Here is a 21158-nt window from a genome sequence, read left to right on the forward strand (position 1 = left end):
CGCCGAGGAAACCGGACGAGAGCGCCCTGGCCGACGTCCGCTCCCGCTGGGAACAGGCCCGGCACCGGCACTCCTCCGACCGCATCACCGTCGAACACGCCCTGGCCGACCACAAACGCTGGAAGCAACTCCTGCGCTGGAGCCACCGCCGCGACAACCTGCCCGACACCTACCGCACCATCGCCGGCCTCGTCTCCGACCGCACCGCCAACGTGTGAACCACAGCCCTCCGACAGGCGATCCAGCCCTCACCCGCCATCACGCACCAACTCGCTACCGGTGCTATTCACCCCATGGAGTGCACTGATCACCGAAAGTGGCCGAACCCGGTAAGCGGACCGGCCCGCCCCACTCCCCTCCTTCGAACCGGCCGACAGCCGGCCGCGACCGCACCGAAGGAGACCGGTCCCATGACCGTCGTACCGCTCGACCCCGCCTCGCCCGCCTCGCACGCCGTGGGCATCGACTTCGACCAGACGCTGGTCGCGCACGACGACGGCTGGCAGGACGGCCGGATCTACGGCAGGCCGGTCCCGGGGGCGATCGAGTCGCTGCGCGCGTTGAAGCGGGTCCGTTCGGTGTTCATCATGACCGCCCGCCCGCGCCGCTTCCACCCCGCCGTGGCGGGGTGGCTGCGCGAGCACTCCGGGCTGGAGACGCTGGTGGACGAGGACCCGGAGCGCGCCTACTGGCAGGGCGACTGCCTGCTGGTGACCAACAAGAAACTGGGCGCCGCCGTCTACATCGACGACCGGGCGATCCGCTTCACCGGCGACTGGACCGCCACCCTCACCCAGGCCCGCCACGCGATCGGCCTCCCCTCGGCCCCGTCCTCGGCTGCCCGCCCACCGCGCAGCACACCGGCCGACCTGGCCCGGCACTTCCCCGACCGCTGCTGACCCGCCTCCGGTGCGCCACCGGCCCTCGACCGGCGGGCCGCTGACACGCCGTCACCGGACCTGCCGCCGCACCGGCGGGTCCGGCACACTGCTGACCGGGGGTCGGGAAACTTCCGGGAGGAGTGCCGTGTCCACAGCGAAGGCCGTCGGGGCGAGTACCGAGGACGGCGACCCGCTCGCGCTCGCGCTGTTCGGGCTCACCGTGGTCAGCGGGCTGATCGACGCCGTCAGCTACCTCGGCCTCGGGCACGTCTTCGCCGCCAACATGACCGGCAACGTGGTCGTCATCGGCTTCGCCCTGGCCGGGGCGCCCGGCTTCTCCGTCCTCGGGTCGATCACCTCGCTCGCCGCGTTCCTGCTCGGCGCGGCCCTCGCCGGGCGCCTGACGGCCGGGCGGCTGCGGTTCGCGCTGGTCGCGGAGACGCTGCTGCACCTGGCGGCGGCGGGCGTGGTGTTCGCCGCCGGCACCGGCGGGGACGTCCAGTACGGGGTGATCGCGCTGCTGGCCGTGGCCATGGGCATCCGCAACGCGACGGTCCGCAGCCTCGGCGTCCCCGACCTGACCACCACCGTCCTCACCATGACGCTCACCAGCCTCGCCGCCGAGCCGCACTCGCCCCGCCGGCGCCGCCGCTTCCTGGCCGCCCTGACCATGCTCGCCGGTGTCGTCCCGGGCTCCGTGCTCGTCCTGCACGGGCAGGCCGGCTGGGCCCTGGTCGCGGCGGCGGCCCTCACCACGGCCACCTGGGCGCTCTACCGCGAACCGGCGGACGGCTCCCGCAGCGCCTGAGCGGAGGCCAGTGGTCTCAGCCGCCGGTCCCAACCGCCGGTCCCAACCGCCGGTCTCAGCCGCCGGGCCTGCGCCACAGGACGGCCTCGCTGCCGGGCTGCCGCACCGAGAACCGGCCGGACGGTGAGAACTCCCGCAGCAGCGCGCGCAGTTCGGCCTCGAAGGCGGGCAGGCCGGCGCCGAACAGGTGCGGCGCGGAGGAGGACAGCGACAGCACGCCCGCCACCACCTGGTCCGCGTCCCGCTCCAGCGCCTGTCCACCGGGGACGACCAGCCGCTCGGGGCCCAGCAGCCCGGCCCGGGCGTACACCCGGGACTCGCCGCCGGGCGTGCCGTGCGGCAGGACGCCGCGCCCGGCCCGGCGGACCGGGCCCAGGTGGCGGCGCACCAGGGCGTCGATCGCGGGCTGCGGGACGGGCGGGTGCGGCAGCGGGGCGGGCTCGGCGGGGAGCGGCTCGGACTTCCAGTCGGCGAGGTGCACCAGGGTGCCGCCGGGGCGGAGCATGGCGCGGGCGGTCACGGCGACCGGCTCCCGGTCCATCCAGTGGAAGGACTGGGCGAACGCGATGACGTCGAACACGCCCAGCCCGTGCGGGAGTTGCTCGGCCCGGGCATGCACCCAGCGGGTCCGTCCGGCGAGTCCGGCGCGGGCGGCGGACCGGGCCGCCTCGGCGACCATGGCGGCGTCCGCGTCCAGGCCGACCGTCTCGGCGAACCGGTCGGCGAGCCCCAGCGCGAGCGTGCCGGGCCCGCAGCCGACGTCCAGCAGCCGCCCGGTGCCGTCCAGCCGCAGCGCCCCGGCGAGCGCGTCGGCCAGCCCGGGCGCGTACGGGAGCCGGCCACGGGCGTAGTACGGGGCCGCCCCCGCGAACAGCGTGTCGTCCCACTCCCAGCCCTCGACCACGCGTCCCGCCGCCTTCCGGTTCCGTCCCGCCGAGGTCCGATCATGGCGCGGAACCGTCCGGTGCGCCCCGTCTTTTCGCCAACCGTCCGGCTGTTCACCCTTTCTGGCGATCAGTCGGCATTCGTGCGCCCGGGCGGTCGGATTCGGCCGGCGAAGGGCGACGCGGAGCGATCGGCACTGATCGGGAGGTGGGCGAACGGGCGCGATCCGGCCATGATTCCCCCCGACTGGTCCAGACCATTGACGCTGTTCGGACCCGGGCAGAGGATCGATCGCACCGGGACGGAGCGGCCCCGCCCGATCCGGGCCTCCCCCTCCGCCACCGGCTCTCCCCACGACCGACCGATCCAAGGAGTCCCCATGCGCGCTCGCACCACCGCCAAGGCAGCCTCCGTCCTCGCCCTGGGCAGCGCTCTCGCGCTGACCCTCGGCGGCGCCGCGTTCGCGGCCGGCGGCCCGACCGACCTCAGCGGCAAGGGCTGCCCGAGCGTCTACAACAACCAGGCCAACGGCGGCACTTACACCCAGTCGTTGATCAAGAAGTTCGTCGCCGCCAACGGCATCCAGTACGGCGACTACAAGGTGGTCTTCCACAACTCGGCCGGCATTCCGTCGAACCTGCCGAACGCCGAGTACCGCTGCCACTGACCCCGCGCCCGGCAGCACCCGGTAGCGCTCGGTAGCGCTCGGCAGCGCTCGGCAGCACCCGACGCCCGGTCGGCGGAGGAAACTCCCCGGCCGGGCAGCGGCGTTCACCGATCCGTTCTCCAACCGGAGCCCCGCACAACGCCCCTGACGGCGCATCAGCAGAAAACCCGGACGGCGCGATCCGGTCACGCTTCCGGCCAAGTGGTCCAGACCATTGACCGGAGCGGCCGCACCCCAGCAGGATCTTGCACGCCGGGACGGCCCTCGCTCCCCCGGCCCGGCCGCCCCCTGCCCCGGCGGCCCCGCCGCCGACTTCCCCAGGAGTTCCGATGGCCCCGCGCCGCGCCGCCCGAGCACTCACCGTCACCGCCCTCGCCGGCGCCCTGGCCCTCACGCTGGCCGGCCCCGCCGCGGCGTCCCCCGTCGCCAACCTGAGCGGCCTGGGCTGCCCCGCCACCTACTCCAACAACTACGGCGACGGCCAGTTCCAGCAGTTCCGCACCTCCACCTACGTCGCGGGCAACGGCTTCCGGCACGGCGTCTACGACATCTACTTCATCAACTGGTCCGGCAGGCGCTACCAGGGCAGCGCCGACTACATGTGCTGACGCCCCGCCACCCCGGCCGACCCGCCCGGACCCGGCGCCGTCAGGGCTCCGGCAGCTCCGCCGACCGGCCCCCGGCCGCCCGCAGCGACGGTACGCACAGCGCGGCCCCGGGCAGCGCGTCGGGCGGACGGGAGAGCGTCAGGCCGATCACGGCGCACCCGGCCGCCGCGCCCGCCGCGACCCCGGCGGGTGCGTCCTCCGCCACCAGGCAGCGCCCGGGCTCGACGCCCGGCCGGTGCGCGGCCGGCAGGTACGCCTCGGGGTGCGGCTCGGCCTCCCGGACGCCCTCCCCGTCCTCCCCGTCCACCTGCACCGCCGGCAGCGGCGGCCCGGCCGGCGCGAACCTGCGCCGCACCGCGTCCCGGCCGCCCGAGGTGACCAGCGCCCAGCCGCCCGGGCGCAGCGCCGCCAGCAGTCCGGCCGCGCCGTCCCCCTCTCCCGCCCCCTCCCCCGCTCGGTCGGCCCGGTCGGCCCCGTCCGGCCACGGTCAACACCGGTCGGCGCCGCTCCCGCCGACCGTCCGGGGAAGGATGTGCGCACCGGCGGCCCGGAACGGCTGCGATTATTGCCGCCGGGGCGCCGCTATCCGAACGATTTCGGCCGGGATCACCCCTTTGACCATGGTTTGGTCCCGGCGCGGGAGAGTCCAGGACGTGGCCCGGGCATGGCCCGGAGCGGGTGGGGGACGTAGTCTGCGGGCATGACTGACGCCGCACACCTCACCCCCCAGGTCGCCTTCGAGACGCTGCTGGCGGGCAACCGCAGGTTCGTCGCCGGTTCCCCGAACCACCCCAACCAGGACGCCGCCCGCCGGGCCCAGACCGCGCCGTCCCAGACCCCGTTCGCCGTGCTGTTCGGCTGCTCCGACTCGCGGCTCGCCGCCGAGATCATCTTCGACCAGGGCCTCGGCGACCTGTTCGTGGTCCGCACCGCCGGCCACGTGCTGGGCCCCGAGGTCCTCGGCAGCATCGAGTACGGCGCGAGCGTGCTCGGCACGCCGCTGGTGGTCGTCCTCGGCCACGACTCCTGCGGCGCCGTCGGCGCCACCCGGGAGGCCGTCGCCGCGGGCTCCAGCGGCGAGGGCTTCGTCCGGGACGTCATCGAGCGGGTCACCCCCAGCGTGCTGGCCGCCAACGCCGCCGGCTACACCGACAACTCCGACTTCATCGACGAGCACATACGGCACACCGTGTCCCTGCTGGTGGACCGTTCGCAGACGCTGGCGGCCGCGGTCGCCGCGGGCACCACCGCCGTCGTCGGCCTCTCCTACCGCCTGGTGGACGGCACCGCCCACCTGGTCACCACCCGCGGCCTGGACCTCCCGGCCCCCGCCGCCGCCTGACCCCCGCCCGTCCGCCCTCCGGCGCTCCCCGCAGCCCCGTCCCGCACCCCGGGCCGGGGCTGCGGCGTTCGGCGACCCCCACCCCCGACCCGCCCCTCCCGGGTGACGCGGATCACAGCGGGGCGGGCGGAGGAGGCGAAATGCGGCGGCGCGCAGGGCGGTTGACGCGTGGGACCAGCTGTACACGGGCGTCCGCCGCCACCGACCGTGAGGAACCTCGATGACCGTCACCGAGCCCACCCCGGGCACCGACTCCGCCGACTCCGCAGGCTCCACCGCCTCCCGGGCGGCCGAGGTGCTGTCCCGGCCCGTCGCGATCAACGGGCTGACCGTGCCCAACCGCATCGCGATGGCGCCGATGACGCGCCAGTTCTCGCCCGGCGGCGTGCCCGGCGAGGACGTGCGCGGGTACTACGCCCGCCGGGCCGCCGCGGGCGTCGGGCTGATCGTCACCGAGGGGACGTACGTCGGCCACGAGTCGGCCGGCCAGAGCGACCGCATCCCGCGCTTCCACGGCGAGGAGCAGCTGGCCGGGTGGGCCCGCGTCGCCGAGGACGTCCACGCGGCGGGCGGAACCATCGTCCCGCAGCTGTGGCACATCGGCATGGTGCGCAAGCAGGGCCAGCAGCCGTTCCCGGACGCCCCCGCGATCGGGCCGTCCGGCATCCGGCTGGACGGCACCGAGGGGACCGGGCAGGCGATGACCCGCTCCGACCTGGACGCCGTGATCGGCGCGTTCGCCGAGGCCGCGGCCGCCGCCGAGCGGATCGGCTTCGACGGCGTCGAGCTGCACGGCGCGCACGGCTACCTGCTCGACCAGTTCCTGTGGGCGGGCACCAACCGCCGCACCGACGGGTACGGCGGCGACCCGGTCGCCCGGACGAAGTTCACCGCCGAGCTGGTCGCCGCGGTGCGCGCGGCCGTCTCGCCCCGGTTCCCGGTCATCTTCCGCTACTCGCAGTGGAAGTCCGACAACTACGACGCCCGGCTCGCCGAGACCCCGCAGGAGCTGGAGGCGATCCTCACCCCGCTCGCCGAGGCCGGCGTCGACGCCTTCCACGCCTCCACCCGCCGCTACTGGGTCCCCGAGTTCGACGGCTCCGACCTCAACCTGGCCGGCTGGAGCAAGAAGCTCACCGGCCTGCCCGCCATCACCGTCGGCTCGGTCGGCCTGGACGGCGACTTCCTCGGCGCCTTCGCGGGCGAGGGCGCCCCGGTCCAGGGCATCGACGACCTGCTCGACCGGCTGGAGCGCGACGAGTTCGACCTGGTCGCCGTCGGCCGCGCCCTCCTCCAGGACCCGCAGTGGGCCGCCAAGGTCCTCTCCGGCCGCACCGCCGACCTGCGCCCCTACGACGCGGCGGCGGCCCGCACCCTGCACTGACGCCGTCCCGTCCGTCCGTCTGTTCGCCCGTGGGGCCGCTCGGCCGGAAGACCCGCCGAGCGGCCCGCGGACCGTCCGGGGCGCCGGTCCACCCTCACGTCAGTCCTCCTCCCGCGCGGCCGGCAGGGTTGCGGTACCCGCGCAGCGGCGAGCGGGCCAGCAGGACGGCGGGCACGGCCATCGGCGCGACGCCCGCCCACAAGGCGGTGGGCGCCGACCGGGAGGCGGCCAGCGGGGTGGTGCCCCGGGTGACGACACCGGCCGCCGCCGCGACCCGGCCCAGGTAGCGGGTCGGCGTCACCCGGGCCCGCAGGTCCGCGGCGGCGATCGTCCGGCCCACGACGACGAAGCCGACCAGCACCTGGGCGGTCGCCACCAGCGGCACCGCCGCCCCGGGGAGGAGCCCGGCGAGCGGTGCGCCGACGGCGGCGACGGGGGCCGGCGCGGAGAACACGAAGACCATCCGGATCTCGCCGAACCGCCGCCGCAGCCGGGGCCCGACCAGTGAGGCCGGCACGCCCGCCGCCGCCCCCGCCGTCGACAGCGCGCCGTACAGCCACGGCGCCGGGCCGAGGTCGCGCAGCAGGAACACCGGCAGGACCGCCAGGATCGCGCCCGCACCCAGGTTGTTGAGCGCCGCCTGCGGGATCAGCAGCCGCAGCACCGGCCGCCGGGCCGTCACCCGGACGCCCCCGGCGATCTCGTGGCGCAGCCGGCGCGGACCACCGGAGGCTGCGGTGTCCGCGTCCGGCCGGACGCCGCGCACCAGCAGGCAGGACAGCAGGTGCAGGACGACGGCCGGCCCGTACAGCAGCGGGGCCGGGACGCTCTGGGTGAGGACGCCGACCACGCCCGGGGAGACCACCCGGATCGCGTTCTCGGAGGTCTGCCACCGGGCGTCGGTGTCGGCGACGCAACGTTTGGAGACCAGCAGCGGCAGCACGCTGGTGTGCGCGACGTCGAAGAACACCCCCGCCACGCTGACCGCCAGGGCCACCGCGAACAGCTGGGGCACCGTCAGAACGCCCCAGCGCGGAGGCGGCGTCGGCGGCGAGCAGCACGGTCCGCTTGCGGCGCCACCGGTCGACCCAGGCGGCGGCCGGCAGGCCCACCAGCAGGTACCCGAGCCGGGCGAACACCGCGACCAGGCCGGCCTCCAGCGCCGTCGCGTGCAGCACCACCACGGCGGTGACGGGCAGCGAGAACCCGGCGACCTCCGCCGCGGAGTCGCGCAGCACCTCCGTCTCGCCGCCGCCGTCCCGGACCGCCCCGGCCCGGCCCGGCTCCGCTCCCCCGTCCCGGTCACCACCGCCGGGCCCTCCCCTCCGCCTCGCCGCCGCCGTCGCCGTCGCCGACGGGAGCGGACCGGCCCGCACCAGGACTGCCTCGCACCGTCGGGCGGGTGTCCGACCGTACCCGGGAAGTCCTGTTGCGGGCTGACGCGCCGTCAACCGAACAGGGGCGGGGCGTCAGCCGGTGCACGCGGTGGCGCTGCGGTAGACCTCGTCCGAGGTGCCCGACGGCTCCGCCGCCCCCGAATCTGAGTGCGCGTACTCATGCCGCCCCCGCCGCCGTACGAGAGGCTCGCTCCTCGGACTACGCGCGCACAGCAGCACGGAGAGGATGCAGGCCGGTGAGCTCAACCGGGGGGAAGGCCACGCCCAGCCGAGGGACGGGCCGGTGGCGGGCGGTCAGCGGATCGCGCACGGCGAGGTCGGCGGCGGTCGGAGCCGGTCTGGGGCTCTGCTGGCTCGGTCTGGCCGCGCTCCCGTGGGCCGGCCTCCTCCCGTGCGACCGGCAACAGGAGTGGGGCTGCCTGGGGGTGGGGCTGCTGTTCCTCGCGGCCAGCGCCGTCGCCGGCTTCCTGCTGAGCTGGCTCGCACTGCGGCTGGTGGGCGTCCGCCCGGCCTGGCGGGTCGTCGCGGTGGCCGTCCTGCTCTTCTGGCTGGCCGACAACCTCTACTACCGAGCCGGCTCCCGGATCTCCCCGGACGTACTGCTGCCGTTCGCCTCCACCGCGCTGTTCGCACTCGCCGCCGTCCTGACCGCCCCCAGACCGCCCCGCTGGCGACCGCGCATCGCCCTGCTCCTCGTACTCGCCCTCTGCTGGCCGCTGTCCGCCCTCCTCGGCGAGCACCAGGCGGACGAACACCTCCGCGACGAGATCACCGGCGCCGGCGTCCCGCTGTACGCCCCGGACCTCACCGACTACCGCCTGCACAACCCCCTGGCCAACCAGCCCGCCCACTGGTTCGGCTTCACCCTGCTCCCCGCCCACCCGGCCACCGACAACCCCGACGACCCCGACGACGCCGACGACCGAGCCGTCCGGGTGACCGTCCAACCGGTACGGGACACCTTCCGCCCCCCGCTCTGCGACGCCCTGGACCTCGGCAGCACGGTGCGCGCCGAGAACTGCGAGCAGGTCACCCCGGACACCTGGCGCCAGGTCGGCCCCTACACGCTCCACTACTTCGTCCGCCGCGGCGACTACCTGATCGTGATGTCCGCCGACAGCAAGAACACCACCACAGCCGACCTGCAAACCCTGACGTCGACCCTCACCCGACGCACCCCGGACTACTTCCTTCACTGAGCGGCCCACCCCGACCCCGCTCCGAACACGGGACCGTCAGGCCCCGCCGTCAAGCCACGTGCACGACCAGCGGGTCGACCTCGTTCGGGGTGCGCGTCCTCCTCCACGACCGGACGCGGCACGTCCTGGCGCGCGTTGGCGATGACCTCGGTGTTCGCGCCGGTCCGGATGTCCTCCCCGCCGGCCTTGCGGCCGCCGGCCCGACCAGAGGCGGTCTCGTCAGCGCGCCAGAAATCGGCCCAGTTCCCTCGCCCTCCCGCGGAGTTCCTCTTCCCACGCCTGGCTGTCCTCGTTGTCGGCTGCGGATCCGTTCGCTGAAATCTGCAGGTCGCGAAACTCGGAAGCCGGAGCGGCGCTGAGCGACGCCGCCCCGTGCAGCTCGACGCCCGCCCGCTCGGCGAGAGCCAGCACCGTGATGAGGAATCCCTCGGTCAGAGCCCGCACGACGGCGTGCGGAGTCTGTCGGTGCCGGGCCAGGAGTGCGTGGGCGAAGACGCCGAGCGCCGCCGGGTCGACCTGGCACTCGTCCGACACCATGGGCCCGATGCCGGACGGGAGGTCAAGTTCTTCCTCGAAGACCGCCACCTGGCGCAGGAACAACCGGGATGCCCCGTTGGACGGGTTCCAGAGGGTCTCGTCGCCCCTGTCGTAGTACTGGCTCACCCGGTTGCCTCCCAGCCCGTCCGAAGAGGCAGCGTAGCCTGAGGATCTCTTGGGAACGGAGACCGTTGGCGGCACTATCCGGCGATACCAATCCCACAACCCGTCCGGGACCGGACGCTCGACAAGTCCCTCCGCAACCATCCGACGACCCCCGGCACCAGAAGAGACGGCTTCTCAGCCGACCCTCCCGGCCCGGTGGGCGGCGATCAGGTCGCGGTACCAGGCGAACGACGCCTTCGGCGTGCGCCGTTGCGTGGTGAAGTCGACGTGGACCAGGCCGAAGCGCTGGCTGTAGCCCTCGGCCCATTCGAAGTTGTCGAGGAGGGACCAGGTGCAGTAGCCGCGGACGTCGATGCCGTCGGCGGTGGCGCGGGCGAGGGCGTCGAGGTGGGTGGCGAGGTAGTCGATGCGGAAGGTGTCGTCGAGGGTGGCGTCGGTGGAGCAGCCGTTCTCGGTGATGGTGATCGGGGGGAGGGCGGCGCCGTAGCGGTCGCGGAGGGTCAGGAGGAGTTCGTGCAGGCCTTCGGGGACGACGGGCCAGCCGAAGTGGGTGCGGGGGACGCCTTCGACGGGGGCTTCGGCGAAGGGGAGGCCGGGGTCGGTGGGGGCGGCGATCCGGGTGGGGTTGTAGTAGTTGACGCCGAGTCCGTCGAGGCCGGGGGCGGCGATGAGGGTGAGGTCGCCGTCGCGGACGGCGCCGCCGAGGTCGGGTTCGGGGCCGAGGCCGTACGCGGTGAGGTCGGGGTAGCGGCCGAGGAGGAGGGGGTCGGTGAACAGGCGGTTGTGCAGGGCGTCGTAGGCGTCGGCGGCGGCGACGTCGACGGGATCGGAGGAGGCGGGGCGGACGGGGGTGAGGTTGTTGGCGATCAGGACGTCGAGGCCGCGGGTGCGCAGTTCGGCGGCGGCCAGGCCGTGGGCGAGGAGTTGGTGGTGGGCGGCGGGGAGGGCGTCGAGGACCAGGGCGTGGCCGGGGGCGTGGATGCCGAGGGCGTGGCCGTAGACCAGGTGCACGAAGGGCTCGTTGAGGGTGATGCAGGCGGGGACGCGGTCGCCGAGCCGGTCGGCGGCCAGCGCGGTGTAGTCGGCGAAGCGGTGGGCGGTGTCGCGGTGCAGCCAGCCGCCGGCGTCTTCGAGGGCCTGCGGGAGGTCCCAGTGGAAGAGGGTGGGCAGCGGGGTGATCCCGGCGTCCAGGAGGCCGTCGACCAGGCGGTCATAGAAGTCGAGTCCGGCGGGGTTGGCGGGGCCGCGGCCGGTGGGCTGGACGCGCGGCCAGGCGAGCGAGAACCGGTAGGTGTCGAGGCCGAGTTCGCGCATCAGGGCGATGTCCTCGGGCCAGCGGTGGTAGTGGTCGCAGGCGGCGCGTCCGGTGTCGCCGTCCCGGATCGCGCCGGGCCGTTCGCAGAAGGTGTCCCAGACCGACGGGCCCCGGCCGTCCTCGTCGACCGCGCCCTCGATCTGGTACGCGGCGGTGGAGGCGCCCCAGCGAAAGCCGGCGGGCAGGTCGTAGCGGTCGGTCATGGGGGTCCTTCCAGACGGCACGATCCGGGAAACGCGAGGAGTGCTCATATTAGGGAGCCCTGCCCGCTCGAAGCCAGGGTCGGGATCGGGGCCGGCGTCGGAATCAGGGCCGGGGGTCGGGGCCGGGGTCGGACGTGGCCGGGCCGTCCGGCGGAACGGCGCCCGGCCGCGGCGGTACTGTCGTCGCGGACGCCCGGCCGGCCGATGACGCCGCCGGGGTCCGCCCGAACTGACCAGACAGGTCCGTGCGGGGGCCGCGTCCAGCACGGCGGGGCCCGCGCCGGACGAAGCCGGAACGGTGGTCCATGGCCTCGCCCCGTCGTACGACGCTGAACGATGTCGCCCGGGAGGTCGGCGTGAGCGCCAAGACCGTCTCCCGGGTGCTGAACGGCGACGGGCCGACCTCCCGCGAGACCCGGGAGAAGGTGATGGCGGCGGTCGAGCGGCTCGGCTTCCAGCCCAACCTGATGGCCCGCAACATCCGCGTCGGCGGCCCGGACAGCACCGTCGGCCTGATCATCCCCGACATGGGCAACCCGTTCTACGGCTCCGTCGCCGGCGGGATCGAGAGCGCGGTGCGCGAACGCGGGCTGACCCTGCTGATGGGCTCCTGCGCCGACGACCCCGCACGGGAACGGGCGCTGACCGCGACCTTCCTGGCCCGCCGGGTCAGCGCGCTGCTGGTGGTCCCCACTGCGGGCGCCGACCACGCCCACCTGCGCACCGCCCGGGACGGGGGCCTGCCGGTGGTGTTCCTCGACCGTCCCGGCACCGGCCTCACCGCCGACAGCGTGGTCAGCTCCAACCGGGACGGCGCGCGCGAGGGCACCGCCCACCTGATCGCCGCCGGACACCGCCGGATCGCCTTCGTCGGCGACCGCCCGGCCACCCTCTACACCCGCCGCGAACGCCTGGCCGGCTACCGCGAGGCGCTCGACGCCGCCCGGCTGCCCCACGACCGCGCGCTCGTCCTCGACGGCCGCACCGAGGCCGAGGCCGCCGACGCCGTCCAGCGCGTCCTGCGCGCCCCGCAGCCGCCGACCGCGATCCTGGCGGCCAACAACTTCGCCGCCATGGGCACCGTCCTCGGCACCGCCCGGGCCGGCCGGCGCGACGTCGCGCTCGTCTCCTTCGACGACCTCCCGTTCGCCGAGGTCCTGGAACCCGCCGTCACCACCGTGGCCCAGGACCCGGTCGCCATCGGCACCGCTGCGGCCGGGATCGCCCTGGCCCGCCTCGACGGCGACCGCACCCGGGCCCGCACGGTCACCGTCCCCACCCGCCTCATCCCCCGCGGCTCCGGCGAACTCCCCCCGCGCGCCCGGTAGTTCCGCACCGCCGCCGCAGCAGCGACCGGGGCCGGCCACCCTCCCCGGACGCGCGCGGGCCCGCTCAGGACGGTGCCGGGACCATCCGGTGCAGGCCCTTGCGGTCGTAGTAGCGGGTCATGGCGAAGCCGAAGACCAGGGCCGCCGCGAAGCCGAGCAGGATCATCAGCCAGGCCCGGGTCAGGCCGGCGTCCGCGCGGGCGTCGAAGTAGAGGATCGCGCGGACGCCGCCGGCGACCTGGCGCATCGGTTCGAAGGCGCCGAGGAAGCGGTAGAAGGACGGGGTGGCCTGGAGCGGGATGGTGGCGCCGGAGGAGGGCAGGGCCAGGGCGATGAAGACGAACATCGCGACCAGCTGGCCGATCGAGCCGAACGCCGCGTTGATCGCCTGCACGCCCAGGCCGACCGTGAGGCAGGCGCAGAACGAGAACACCCAGAGCAGGGCCGGGTGCGGGGCGTCCATGCCGAGGATGCCGATCGTGGCCAGCATGATCATCGAGGCGGTGACGGCCGACAGTCCGGCCGTCATCGCCATCTTCACCACCAGGGTCTGGGTCCGGCTGATCGGCACCGTCGGGCGGCGCGAGTGCCAGGGGCCGATCTCGCTGTCCGCGTAGCCGAGCGCCGCGTCCACGCCGTTGTGCACCAGGTTGGCGCTGAGGAAGCCGGCCAGCACCAGCAGCAGCGTGTAGTAGAAGGCGCTCAGGCCGAGCCCGGTGTGCCGGGCGATCGGGTGCCCCTGCCGGACCTGCACGTCCACCGGGTCGGCCAGCAGCAGTTTCGAGGTGGCGGGCGCGTCCGGCGCGGCGGCCGTCAGCTGCTCGCCCAGCCGGGTCGAGGAGCGGTGCGCCGCGAGCTGGGTGATCTGCCCGGCCAGCGAGGACGCCAGCGACCCGGTGCCCGGGTTGGTGAGCGTCAGCAGCACCGGACGGGCCGTCGCCTGACCGGTGGTCAGCGCGGCCACGCTGCGGGTGAAGTCCTCCGGCACCACCAGCGCCCCGTACACCCGGCCCGAGGAGAGCCGGTCCTGGGCCTCGGCCATGGACAGCCGCTGCCACTGCACCTGCCCCGGCGGCGTCCCGGCCGCGACCGCGTCCGCCAGCTCCGCGCCCAGCGGCGCCGAGCGGCCGGGCGGCGGCGGCCCGGCGTCCGAGTCGACCAGCGCGATCGGCATCCGGTGCAGGTCGTCCTGCGGCGACAGGATGCCGCCCATGTACAGCAGCGACAGCACCAGCGCCACCAGCGCGCTCAGCACCCCCGGCACCAGCCACAGCCTCCACCGGCGCAGTACCCGCGACGCCGGTGCCTGCGGGACGTGCTCGGTCGGGGGGATTCCGGTCGCCATGCCACTCCCCGCACTCGTCGCCCCGCGGCCCCCGGCCGGGAGCCCTGCCGACGATAGGGCCCGCGGGCGCCGCGACCGGCCGCGACACCCGCCGGGCTCACCCCGATGGGGCAGTCGGCCGGGCCCGGCCGGTACGGCGGCGGCGCGGTTCAGGGCACGGACGGCGCGGCGGCGGCGGCCGGGCGGGTCCGGGAGCGGGCCGCGAGCAGGCGCAGTCCGAGGGTGGTGCCGAGGACCGCGCCGAAGCCGAGGGAGGTGGTGGTCAGCAGGGCGCTGGCGAAACCGGCGCCCGCGCCGCCGGTGCGGGCCGCCGCCGCGGCGAGCGACTGGAAGACCGCGGGGCCGGGCAGCAGGGCGCCGGTGATGCCGCACAGGATCATCACGGTGGGGGTGAGGTGCAGGCGCGGCGCGACGAGGGCGGCGAGCAGGGCCAGCAGCGCCGAGGAGCAGAACGCGGCCGGGGCGGCGGGCACCGGGAGGGCGGTGTGCAGGACGAGGTTGGCGGCCCCGGCGACCAGCCCGGCGGCGGTGGCCGGCAGCAGCAGGCGCGGCCCGCCCCCGTTGAAGGCGGCGTTCCCGGCCGCGCCGACGGCGGAGGCCAGCAGCACCACCGGCGGGGTCAGCGCGGCGAAGTGCACGTAGTGGGCGCTGTCGGCCCAGTCCCGGACGGCGAGGCCGGCCAGGGCGGTGCCGCCGAGCAGCCCGGCGAACAGGGTGGCCACCGTGATCAGGCGGCTCGCGGCCATCAGCGCGTAGCCGTTGACGGCGTCCTCGGCCAGCGAGACCACCGACAGGATCGGCAGCAGCAGCACCAGCACCGCCGCGGCGGCGGCCACCGCCTCCCGGCCGGTGAGGACGTCGAGTTGCAGGAGCAGCGTGCAGGCGCCGACGGTGGCGGCGCCCTGGGCGGCCGACAGGTAGAACGGCTGGAGCCCGGCCCGGCCCAGCAGCCACCCCAGCCGGCCGGAGAGCAGTTGCAGGACGAAGGCCGTCACCACCGCGCCCGCGGTGCCGCCGGCCTGCAGGCTGATCGAGGCCGCCAGGGTGGCCCCGCCGAGGGCGCCGGCGATCCACGGCCGCCGGGAGAGCCGGTCGGAGTCGGCCAGCAGGCGTTCGGCCCGGGCCAGCGGCAGGCGTCCGGAGCGGATCCGCAGCACCAGCCGGTAGAGCCGGTTGAGCCCGTCCAGGGAGCGGCTCTCGTCGGTGCGGGTCACCCGGGTCATCGACGTCGGCCGGCCCTCCGCCGGGCGGTGGTAGAGGGTGATCGTCCGGGCGGTGATGTCCACCTGGAGGTCGTCGTGCGGGCCGTAGGCGGCGGCCACCGAGGCCAGCGCGGCGTCGACGGCGCTGGTCTCGGCCCCGGCCTCGAACAGCCGCTGCCCCAGCGCCAGGGCGAAGCCCATCGCCCGTTCGGCCTGGTCCGTCCGGGCCCGCTCCGTCCGGGCCGCCTCCGGCTCCGTCGATGCGCCCGCCTCCCCCGTCCCGGTCGGTGCCGTCCCGGTCGATGCCGTCCCGGTCGATGCCGTCCCGTCCGATGCCGTCCCGGTCCGCTGCTCCGCCGGCCCGTCGCTCACCCCGTCGCCTCCGCCCGCCCGTGCACCGGCCCGCTGCCGCCGAGGGAGAGCGTACGGTCGCGGCCCGCCCGGACCCGGTAACGACCTGCCCCGGGACGCCCCGGCGGGCGCGATGCCCGTGGAGCTGGCTTCCTGGGAGGCGGGGCTCCGAGCGAGGGGCCCGCCGACCGGGTGCCACCGCCGTGGTGCCCGCCGTTCCGCCCCGGAAGGCGACCACCGTGCACTCCTCCGAAGACCCCCGGCCCGCCCCCGCCGACCCTGCCGCCCCCACGGCCCCCGACGGCGTCGGACCGAGCGTCGGGGACGCGCCCCGGCAGCCGCCCGCCGTCGAGCCGTACCGCCACCCGGCGGCCGGCTGGGGCGCGGCGAAGAGCGTGACGAAGTTCCTGGTCCGCGAGGGCGAGTACCTGGACGGGCCGCGCGCGATCATGAGGATGAACCACGAGGACGGCGGCTTCGACTGTCCCGGCTGCGCCTGGCCGGACGACCTCAAGGGGTTGAAGCTCGACCTCTGCGAGAACGGGATCAAGCACGTCGGCTGGGAGATGACCCGCAAGCGCGTGGACCGCGCGTTCTTCGCGGCGCACACCGTCACCGAGCTGTCGGAGTGGAGCGACTTCGCGTTGGAGGACCAGGGCCGGCTGACCGAGCCGATGGTGTACGACCCGGAGACCGACCGGTACCGGCCGATCGCCTGGCGGGACGCGTTCGAGCTGGTCGGCCGGACCCTGCGGGAGCTGGACGACCCGAACCGGGCCGCGTTCTACACCTCCGGGCGGCTGGGCAACGAGGCGACGTTCCTGTACCAGCTGATGGCCCGTGAGCTGGGCACCAACAACCTGCCGGACTGCTCCAACATGTGCCACGAGGCCAGCGGACGCGCCATGCAGGCCGCGCTGGGCACCGGGAAGGGGACGGTGGACCTCAAGGACTGGGAGGCCGCCGACGCCCTGTTCATCCTCGGCGTGAACGCCGCCTCCAACGCGCCCCGGATGCTCACCGCGCTCGCCGCGGCGTACGAGCGGGGCGCGCGGATCGTGCACGTCAACCCGCTGGTCGAGGCGGCGGCCCGGCGCACGATCATCCCGCACGACTTCGTCGACATGGCGCTCAACAAGTCGACGCGGACCAGCACGCTGAACGTCCAGCCGCGGATCGGCGGTGACATGGCGCTGCTGCGCGGCATGGCCAAGGCCCTCCTGGAGCAGTCGGCGCACGACCCGAAGGCCCTGGACCGGCGCTTCGTGGAGCGGCACACCAGCGGCTTCGCGGAGTACCGCGCGGTGTGCGAGGCCACCTCCTGGGCGGAGATCGAGCGGCAGAGCGGCGTCTCGCGCGCGCAGATCCTGGCGGCCGCCCGGATCTACCGGGACGCGGACCGCAGCATCGTCAGCTGGTGCCTGGGCGTCACCCAGCACGAGCACGGGGTGGACACCGTCCGCGAGATCGTCAACCTGCTGCTGCTGCGCGGCAACCTGGGCCGCGAGGGCGCCGGCCCCTCCCCCGTGCGCGGGCACAGCAACGTCCAGGGCAACCGCACCTGCGGCATCGACCACCGGCCGGGACGGGAGTTCCTGGACCGCCTGCGCGAGGTCTGCCGGATCGATCCGCCCACCGGGCACGGCAAGGACACCGTCGCGACGATCGAGGCCATGAACCGCGGCGAGATCGAGGTGTTCGTCGGCATGGGCGGCAACTTCGCGCTGGCCGCGCCCGACACCGCCTACACCCACGCGGGCCTGCGCACCTGCGCGCTGACCGTGCACGTGTCGACCAAGCTGAACCGCAGCCACCTCGTGCACGGGCGGCAGGCGCTGATCCTGCCCTGCCTGGGCCGCACCGAGAAGGACCGCCAGCGCGGCGGCGAGCAGTCCAGCTCCGTCGAGGACTCGATGAGCATGGTGCACCTGTCCCGCGGCATGAAGCGCCCCGCCTCCCCGCTGCTGCTCTCCGAACCCGCCATCGTCGCCGGGATCGCCCGCGGGGCGCTGCCGGACAGCGCCACGCCCTGGGAGTGGTACGTCGAGGACTACGACCGGATCCGCGACACCATGGCCGAAGTCCTGGACGGGTTCGAGGACTTCAACCGGCGGGTGCGGCTGCCGCTGGGCTTCCGGATCAAGCAGCCCGCCCGCGAGCTGGTGTTCCTCACCCCCTCCGGGAAGGCCGAGTTCTCCGCCGCCCCGCTGCCCGACGTCGTCCCCGCGCCCGGCACCCTCGCGCTCGGCACCATGCGCTCGCACGACCAGTGGAACACCACCATCTACTCCGACGACGACCGCTACCGGGGCGTCAAGAACCTGCGCACCCTGGTCTTCATGAACCCCGACGACATGCGCGAGCGGGGCCTCACCGAGTTCGACCCGGTCGACGTCACCGCCACCGCCCGCGACGGCTCCACCCGCTCGCTGCACGGCTACCTCGCCGTCCCGTACGACATCCCGCGCGGCTGCGCGGCCGGGTACATGCCCGAGATGAACGTGCTGTGCGCGATCGGCGACCACAGCACGCAGAGCGACCAGCCGATCATGAAGCACCTCAAGGTGACGGTCACGGCCGCCGCGTCCCGCCGGAAGGAGCCCGCGGCGGCCGGGTGACCGGCTGCTGGGCGGGGGCGCTCGACTCCCGGGCGGGGACGGGTTCCGGGCGGCGACCGGCACCGCCGGGTCCACCCCGGCCTCCCAGGGTTCGCCCGCCGCCGCGTCGTCCGCCTCCCGCAGTTCGACCACCGACGGAGGACGTGATCTGCGCATACCCCGCTGTACACCAGGTGCTCAGAGCAGGTGCGGCGCCCGCCAGGCACCCACCGGCGGCCTGCCGGGAGCCCGGTGGCGGCTTCAGCGGTGGGGCGCGGGCGGGCATTCATAGGATTCTCAGAGCATTCCAAGCTTGGCCCCGTAACTGACGCCACGCCAGAATTGATCGCAGCTCATCAAGTCGGGCGGTTCGCCGTCCCGGTGCACGCTCCCAGCACCCGTTCCAGGTCTCGTCCCCACACGAGGAGTTCTCATGACCGAAGACCTTTCGCGGCTCGCCGAACGTGCCCGACCCATCCTCCTGGGCCTGTGCCGGATCGTGGTGTCCCTGCTGTTCGCCTGCCACGGCGCGGCCACCCTGTTCGGCGTCTTCGGCGGTGCCCACGGCAAGGCGCCGCAGGTCGGCGAGTGGCCCGGCTGGTGGGCGGCACTGATCCAACTGGTGGGCGGTGTACTGGTGTTGCTCGGAATCGCGGTACGGCCCATGGCGCTGGTGTGCTCGGGCTCGATGGCCTACGCCTACTTCAGCGTCCACCAGGAGCACGCCCTGTGGCCGATCCAGAACGGCGGCGAGCCCGCCGCGATGTTCGCCTGGGCGTTCCTGCTGATCGCCGCCGCCGGCCCCGGCGGCCTCGCCCTGGGCAGCCTGCTGCGCCGCCGCGAGCGGGTGGCGAGCCCCGCCGTCGCCTGACCCGGCACGTCGGAGCGGCCCCGGACCCCGGTCCGGGGCCGCTCCGTTGCGTGCGGGCACCCCCTGGCCCCCGCCCCGAGGACGCCCACCGGGCCCGGCCGACGGTCGCGGCCCACCCCCGCGCGGTCCTGTACGACTGGCCCGCCCTGCTCGAACTCTCCTCCTACCGGACCTGGTTGAATCCGCACCCGGCCCTCGGCCCGGGCCCCGCCCCCGTGCACCTGAGCGGGCCGCCCCACCCGCCATCGTCGCGGCGGTGGTGCGCTCGCTGCTGCCGGACGCGGGCGTCCCGGACGCCCCGATCCGCCACGACGGTGCGGCCACCGCCTGAACCCGGCACCCCCGCCCCGCTGTTCGGTCCCCGCGACCGGGGCCGTTCGGCCCTTCCGGCCGCGCCGCCCGCATGTGGACAGTGACCCGGGTCAGCGATGTGTCCGGCCCGCCAGGCGGGCCGATCGGGTGGGCGTGGACGCCCGGGGAAGGCCGTGCGATGGAATCCGACGAGGTCATGCTGACGGTCCGACTCACCACCGCGGAGCGGACGTTGCTGCGACGGCTGGCGCACGGGCACCGGGGCGACGTCTCCGAGGTGGTCGCGGACGCGCTGCTGGACGTGCTGCCCCTGCTGCTCACCCGGGACGCGCCCCGGCCCGCCGAGCCCCCGAACCGTTTCGCCCCGTGCGCGGTGACGGTCTGGCTCCCGCCGGAACTCGTCGAACTGCTGCCCGCCCTCGCCACCCACCTGGCCACCCGGTACGCCGCCCAGCACGTCCCCCACCCGGCGCCCACGCCCTCCGCCGCGCTGGGCACCGCGCTGCGCCTGTGGCTCCGCCAGGACCCGGCCCGCCTCGCCGCCGCCCTGCAATCCCTGCACGGCGGCCACCCGCACGTCCGCACCGCCGCGGCCTGAACCGCAGCACCCCGTCCAATGCCTCCTGGGCGAACCCGGTCGAGGCGCGCTTCGGGCCCTTGCGACAGTTCACGCTCGCCAACTCGAACCATCCGAACCACCCGGTCCAGACCTGGGCCCTGCACTCCTGCCTCCGATGGCGCGGCACCGACGTCCGCCACCCCGACATCCTGGAAGCCCAGCGCAAGGAGCGCGCCCGCATCCGCAGCGAGAAAGTCATGCGCTGGGAAGAACGCTCCCTCAAGTCCCCGGGGCAACCGAATTTTCAAACCGGCACACTGCCTTCGTGAAAGGCTGCCGGCATGGACGAAGTGTCGGACCATCAGGCCATACGGAGTTTTCTGTCGACGATCCACGTCGGTGATCTCTGCAACGGGGTGGCGACGGAGATCACCCGTTCTCACGGGGTGGCGGTGACACTGGACGGATTCCCCGCCAAACCGCTGGGATCAGTCGGGCCTCTGGACCTGCCCTGGGGGCGACCTCGGACCGAAGCCGTGGAGCTCGGTCAGCGGATCATCGCCGAGGTGACAGCCGTAGATCTGGACAAGGGCCATGTCCGACTGTCAATGGCCGCCACTGAGAACCCGGAACTCTGGACGTTTCTGAAGCGACTCGACCGCGGCGAGATTCTCTCCGGCACGATCGCGGCGATCGAGTCGTTCGGCGTGTTCGTGGCGCTGGACGACGGTCCTGACCATCCGGTCTTCCCCGGCGTCGGATTCATCACGATCCCCGAACTCTCCTGGCACCGTTTCGAAGCAGCCTCGGACGTCGTTCAGGTGGGGGAGCGTGTCTCATGCGAGTTCCTTCAGTTCGACACCTGGAACGGAGAGGCCCGGCTGTCCTTGCGAGCGACGCAGCCGGACCCCTTCCAGGCCTTCGCCGACGGCCTTGCGGTGGGTCGGACATTGCGCGGAACCGTCACCAAACTGCTGCCGTTCGGCGCTTTCGTCCAGGTGGCCGACGGGATCGAAGGACTGATCCATCTCGAAGAGCTCGCGTGGACGCCCGTGAAGACGCCGGGGGACGTCATCCAGGTCGGCGACGAAGTCTCGGTCGTCGTCACCAGCCTCGACCGCGAATGGAGAAGGTTGGCTCTCTCACGACGGCAGGTCACTGCTTCAACCGGTGAACCTTCCCGGCCACAGCACTAGACACCGCGGTACCCCGGCCCCGCACCTGAACGGCAGCGCCTGGCA

18 protein-coding genes and 3 pseudogenes are annotated in these 21158 nt (G+C 74.5%); 14 read left to right on the forward strand and 7 right to left on the reverse strand.

Annotated features, from left to right (window positions below; translation table 11 throughout):
* The 3 genes and pseudogenes from ACIP60_RS18275 to ACIP60_RS18285 form a co-directional block, all read left to right on the forward strand.
* Positions 1 to 218, forward strand: a pseudogene (locus ACIP60_RS18275) (IS5/IS1182 family transposase); the annotation flags it as partial.
* 192 nt (positions 219 to 410) lie between these two features.
* A complete protein-coding gene (locus ACIP60_RS18280) occupies positions 411 to 899 on the forward strand; it encodes a hypothetical protein (protein WP_400685412.1) in 489 nt (162 codons plus the stop codon).
* 127 nt (positions 900 to 1026) lie between these two features.
* On the forward strand, positions 1027 to 1689 hold the full coding sequence (locus tag ACIP60_RS18285) for a YoaK family protein (protein ID WP_400685415.1): 663 nt from the start codon (positions 1027 to 1029) through the stop codon (positions 1687 to 1689).
* A 55-nt stretch (positions 1690 to 1744) separates the two neighbouring features.
* On the opposite strand, the gene ACIP60_RS18290 is transcribed toward ACIP60_RS18285, so the two are convergent.
* On the reverse strand, positions 1745 to 2593 hold the full coding sequence (locus ACIP60_RS18290; RefSeq protein ID WP_400685417.1) for a class I SAM-dependent methyltransferase: 849 nt from the start codon (positions 2591 to 2593) through the stop codon (positions 1745 to 1747).
* Positions 2594 to 2953: 360 nt separating this feature from the next.
* Between ACIP60_RS18290 and ACIP60_RS18295 the strand changes: the two genes are divergently transcribed.
* Both ACIP60_RS18295 and ACIP60_RS18300 read left to right on the forward strand, forming a co-directional pair.
* Positions 2954 to 3241, forward strand: a complete 288-nt coding sequence (locus ACIP60_RS18295) for a hypothetical protein (protein ID WP_400685420.1) — start codon at positions 2954 to 2956, stop codon at positions 3239 to 3241.
* A 329-nt stretch (positions 3242 to 3570) separates the two neighbouring features.
* Entirely contained in the window at positions 3571 to 3849 is a 279-nt protein-coding gene (locus ACIP60_RS18300; RefSeq protein WP_100834882.1) for a hypothetical protein, read from the forward strand.
* Positions 3850 to 3889: 40 nt separating this feature from the next.
* Here the strand turns inward: ACIP60_RS18300 and ACIP60_RS18305 are convergent.
* Positions 3890 to 4267: pseudogene (locus ACIP60_RS18305) on the reverse strand (HAD-IA family hydrolase); the annotation flags it as partial.
* A gap of 282 nt (positions 4268 to 4549) precedes the next feature.
* Between ACIP60_RS18305 and ACIP60_RS18310 the strand changes: the two are divergent.
* Together ACIP60_RS18310 and ACIP60_RS18315 are read left to right on the forward strand one after the other, a co-directional pair.
* Positions 4550 to 5191, forward strand: coding sequence for a carbonic anhydrase (locus ACIP60_RS18310; RefSeq protein ID WP_100834884.1), 642 nt, complete (start codon positions 4550 to 4552; stop codon positions 5189 to 5191).
* A gap of 220 nt (positions 5192 to 5411) precedes the next feature.
* Complete coding sequence (locus ACIP60_RS18315; RefSeq protein ID WP_400685423.1) at positions 5412 to 6575, forward strand: NADH:flavin oxidoreductase; 1164 nt, start codon at positions 5412 to 5414, stop codon at positions 6573 to 6575.
* A 94-nt stretch (positions 6576 to 6669) separates the two neighbouring features.
* Here ACIP60_RS18315 and ACIP60_RS18320 read toward each other — a convergent pair whose 3' ends face one another.
* Positions 6670 to 7590: an MFS transporter gene (locus tag ACIP60_RS18320; RefSeq protein ID WP_400685425.1), complete on the reverse strand. Its 921-nt coding sequence runs from the start codon at positions 7588 to 7590 to the stop codon at positions 6670 to 6672.
* Positions 7591 to 8397: 807 nt separating this feature from the next.
* Between ACIP60_RS18320 and ACIP60_RS18325 the strand changes: the two genes are divergently transcribed.
* Positions 8398 to 9171, forward strand: coding sequence for a hypothetical protein (locus tag ACIP60_RS18325; protein WP_400685428.1), 774 nt, complete (start codon positions 8398 to 8400; stop codon positions 9169 to 9171).
* Positions 9172 to 9390: 219 nt separating this feature from the next.
* Here ACIP60_RS18325 and ACIP60_RS18330 read toward each other — a convergent pair whose 3' ends face one another.
* Positions 9391 to 9834 (reverse strand): DUF6086 family protein, encoded by a 444-nt coding sequence (locus tag ACIP60_RS18330; RefSeq protein WP_400685431.1) that lies wholly within the window; start codon positions 9832 to 9834, stop codon positions 9391 to 9393.
* A 174-nt stretch (positions 9835 to 10008) separates the two neighbouring features.
* On the reverse strand, positions 10009 to 11352 hold the full coding sequence (locus ACIP60_RS18335; protein WP_400685433.1) for a GH1 family beta-glucosidase: 1344 nt from the start codon (positions 11350 to 11352) through the stop codon (positions 10009 to 10011).
* Positions 11353 to 11657: 305 nt separating this feature from the next.
* Here ACIP60_RS18335 and ACIP60_RS18340 point away from each other — a divergent pair, with 305 nt between their 5' ends.
* Positions 11658 to 12680 (forward strand): LacI family DNA-binding transcriptional regulator, encoded by a 1023-nt coding sequence (locus tag ACIP60_RS18340; RefSeq protein WP_400685436.1) that lies wholly within the window; start codon positions 11658 to 11660, stop codon positions 12678 to 12680.
* 64 nt (positions 12681 to 12744) lie between these two features.
* Here the strand turns inward: ACIP60_RS18340 and ACIP60_RS18345 are convergent, their stop codons facing one another.
* On the reverse strand, positions 12745 to 14025 hold the full coding sequence (locus ACIP60_RS18345; protein ID WP_400685439.1) for a YhgE/Pip domain-containing protein: 1281 nt from the start codon (positions 14023 to 14025) through the stop codon (positions 12745 to 12747).
* A 149-nt stretch (positions 14026 to 14174) separates the two neighbouring features.
* Positions 14175 to 15599: a threonine/serine exporter family protein gene (locus ACIP60_RS18350; protein WP_400685442.1), complete on the reverse strand. Its 1425-nt coding sequence runs from the start codon at positions 15597 to 15599 to the stop codon at positions 14175 to 14177.
* A 218-nt stretch (positions 15600 to 15817) separates the two neighbouring features.
* Between ACIP60_RS18350 and ACIP60_RS18355 the strand changes: the two genes are divergently transcribed.
* The 5 genes and pseudogenes from ACIP60_RS18355 (at position 15818) to ACIP60_RS18375 (ending at position 21113) form a co-directional block, all read left to right on the forward strand.
* Positions 15818 to 18196 carry an FdhF/YdeP family oxidoreductase gene (locus tag ACIP60_RS18355; protein ID WP_400685445.1) on the forward strand — a complete coding sequence of 793 codons (2379 nt, stop codon included), beginning with the start codon at positions 15818 to 15820 and terminating at the stop codon, positions 18194 to 18196.
* Between the two features lie 412 nt (positions 18197 to 18608).
* The gene (locus ACIP60_RS18360) at positions 18609 to 19046 is read left to right on the forward strand and encodes a DoxX family protein (RefSeq protein WP_111552443.1); all 438 of its coding nucleotides are present in this window, start codon (positions 18609 to 18611) and stop codon (positions 19044 to 19046) included.
* A gap of 490 nt (positions 19047 to 19536) precedes the next feature.
* Complete coding sequence (locus ACIP60_RS18365) at positions 19537 to 19956, forward strand: hypothetical protein (protein ID WP_400685449.1); 420 nt, start codon at positions 19537 to 19539, stop codon at positions 19954 to 19956.
* A gap of 8 nt (positions 19957 to 19964) precedes the next feature.
* Positions 19965 to 20246 (forward strand): annotated as a pseudogene (locus ACIP60_RS18370) (hypothetical protein); the annotation flags it as partial.
* A gap of 12 nt (positions 20247 to 20258) precedes the next feature.
* A complete protein-coding gene (locus ACIP60_RS18375) occupies positions 20259 to 21113 on the forward strand; it encodes a S1 RNA-binding domain-containing protein (protein ID WP_400685452.1) in 855 nt (284 codons plus the stop codon).
* Positions 21114 to 21158: the final 45 nt, after the last annotated feature.

Source organism: Kitasatospora sp. NPDC088783, from assembly GCF_044750705.1.
In the GTDB taxonomy this organism is placed as follows: Bacteria; Actinomycetota; Actinomycetes; order Streptomycetales; family Streptomycetaceae; genus Kitasatospora; species Kitasatospora fiedleri.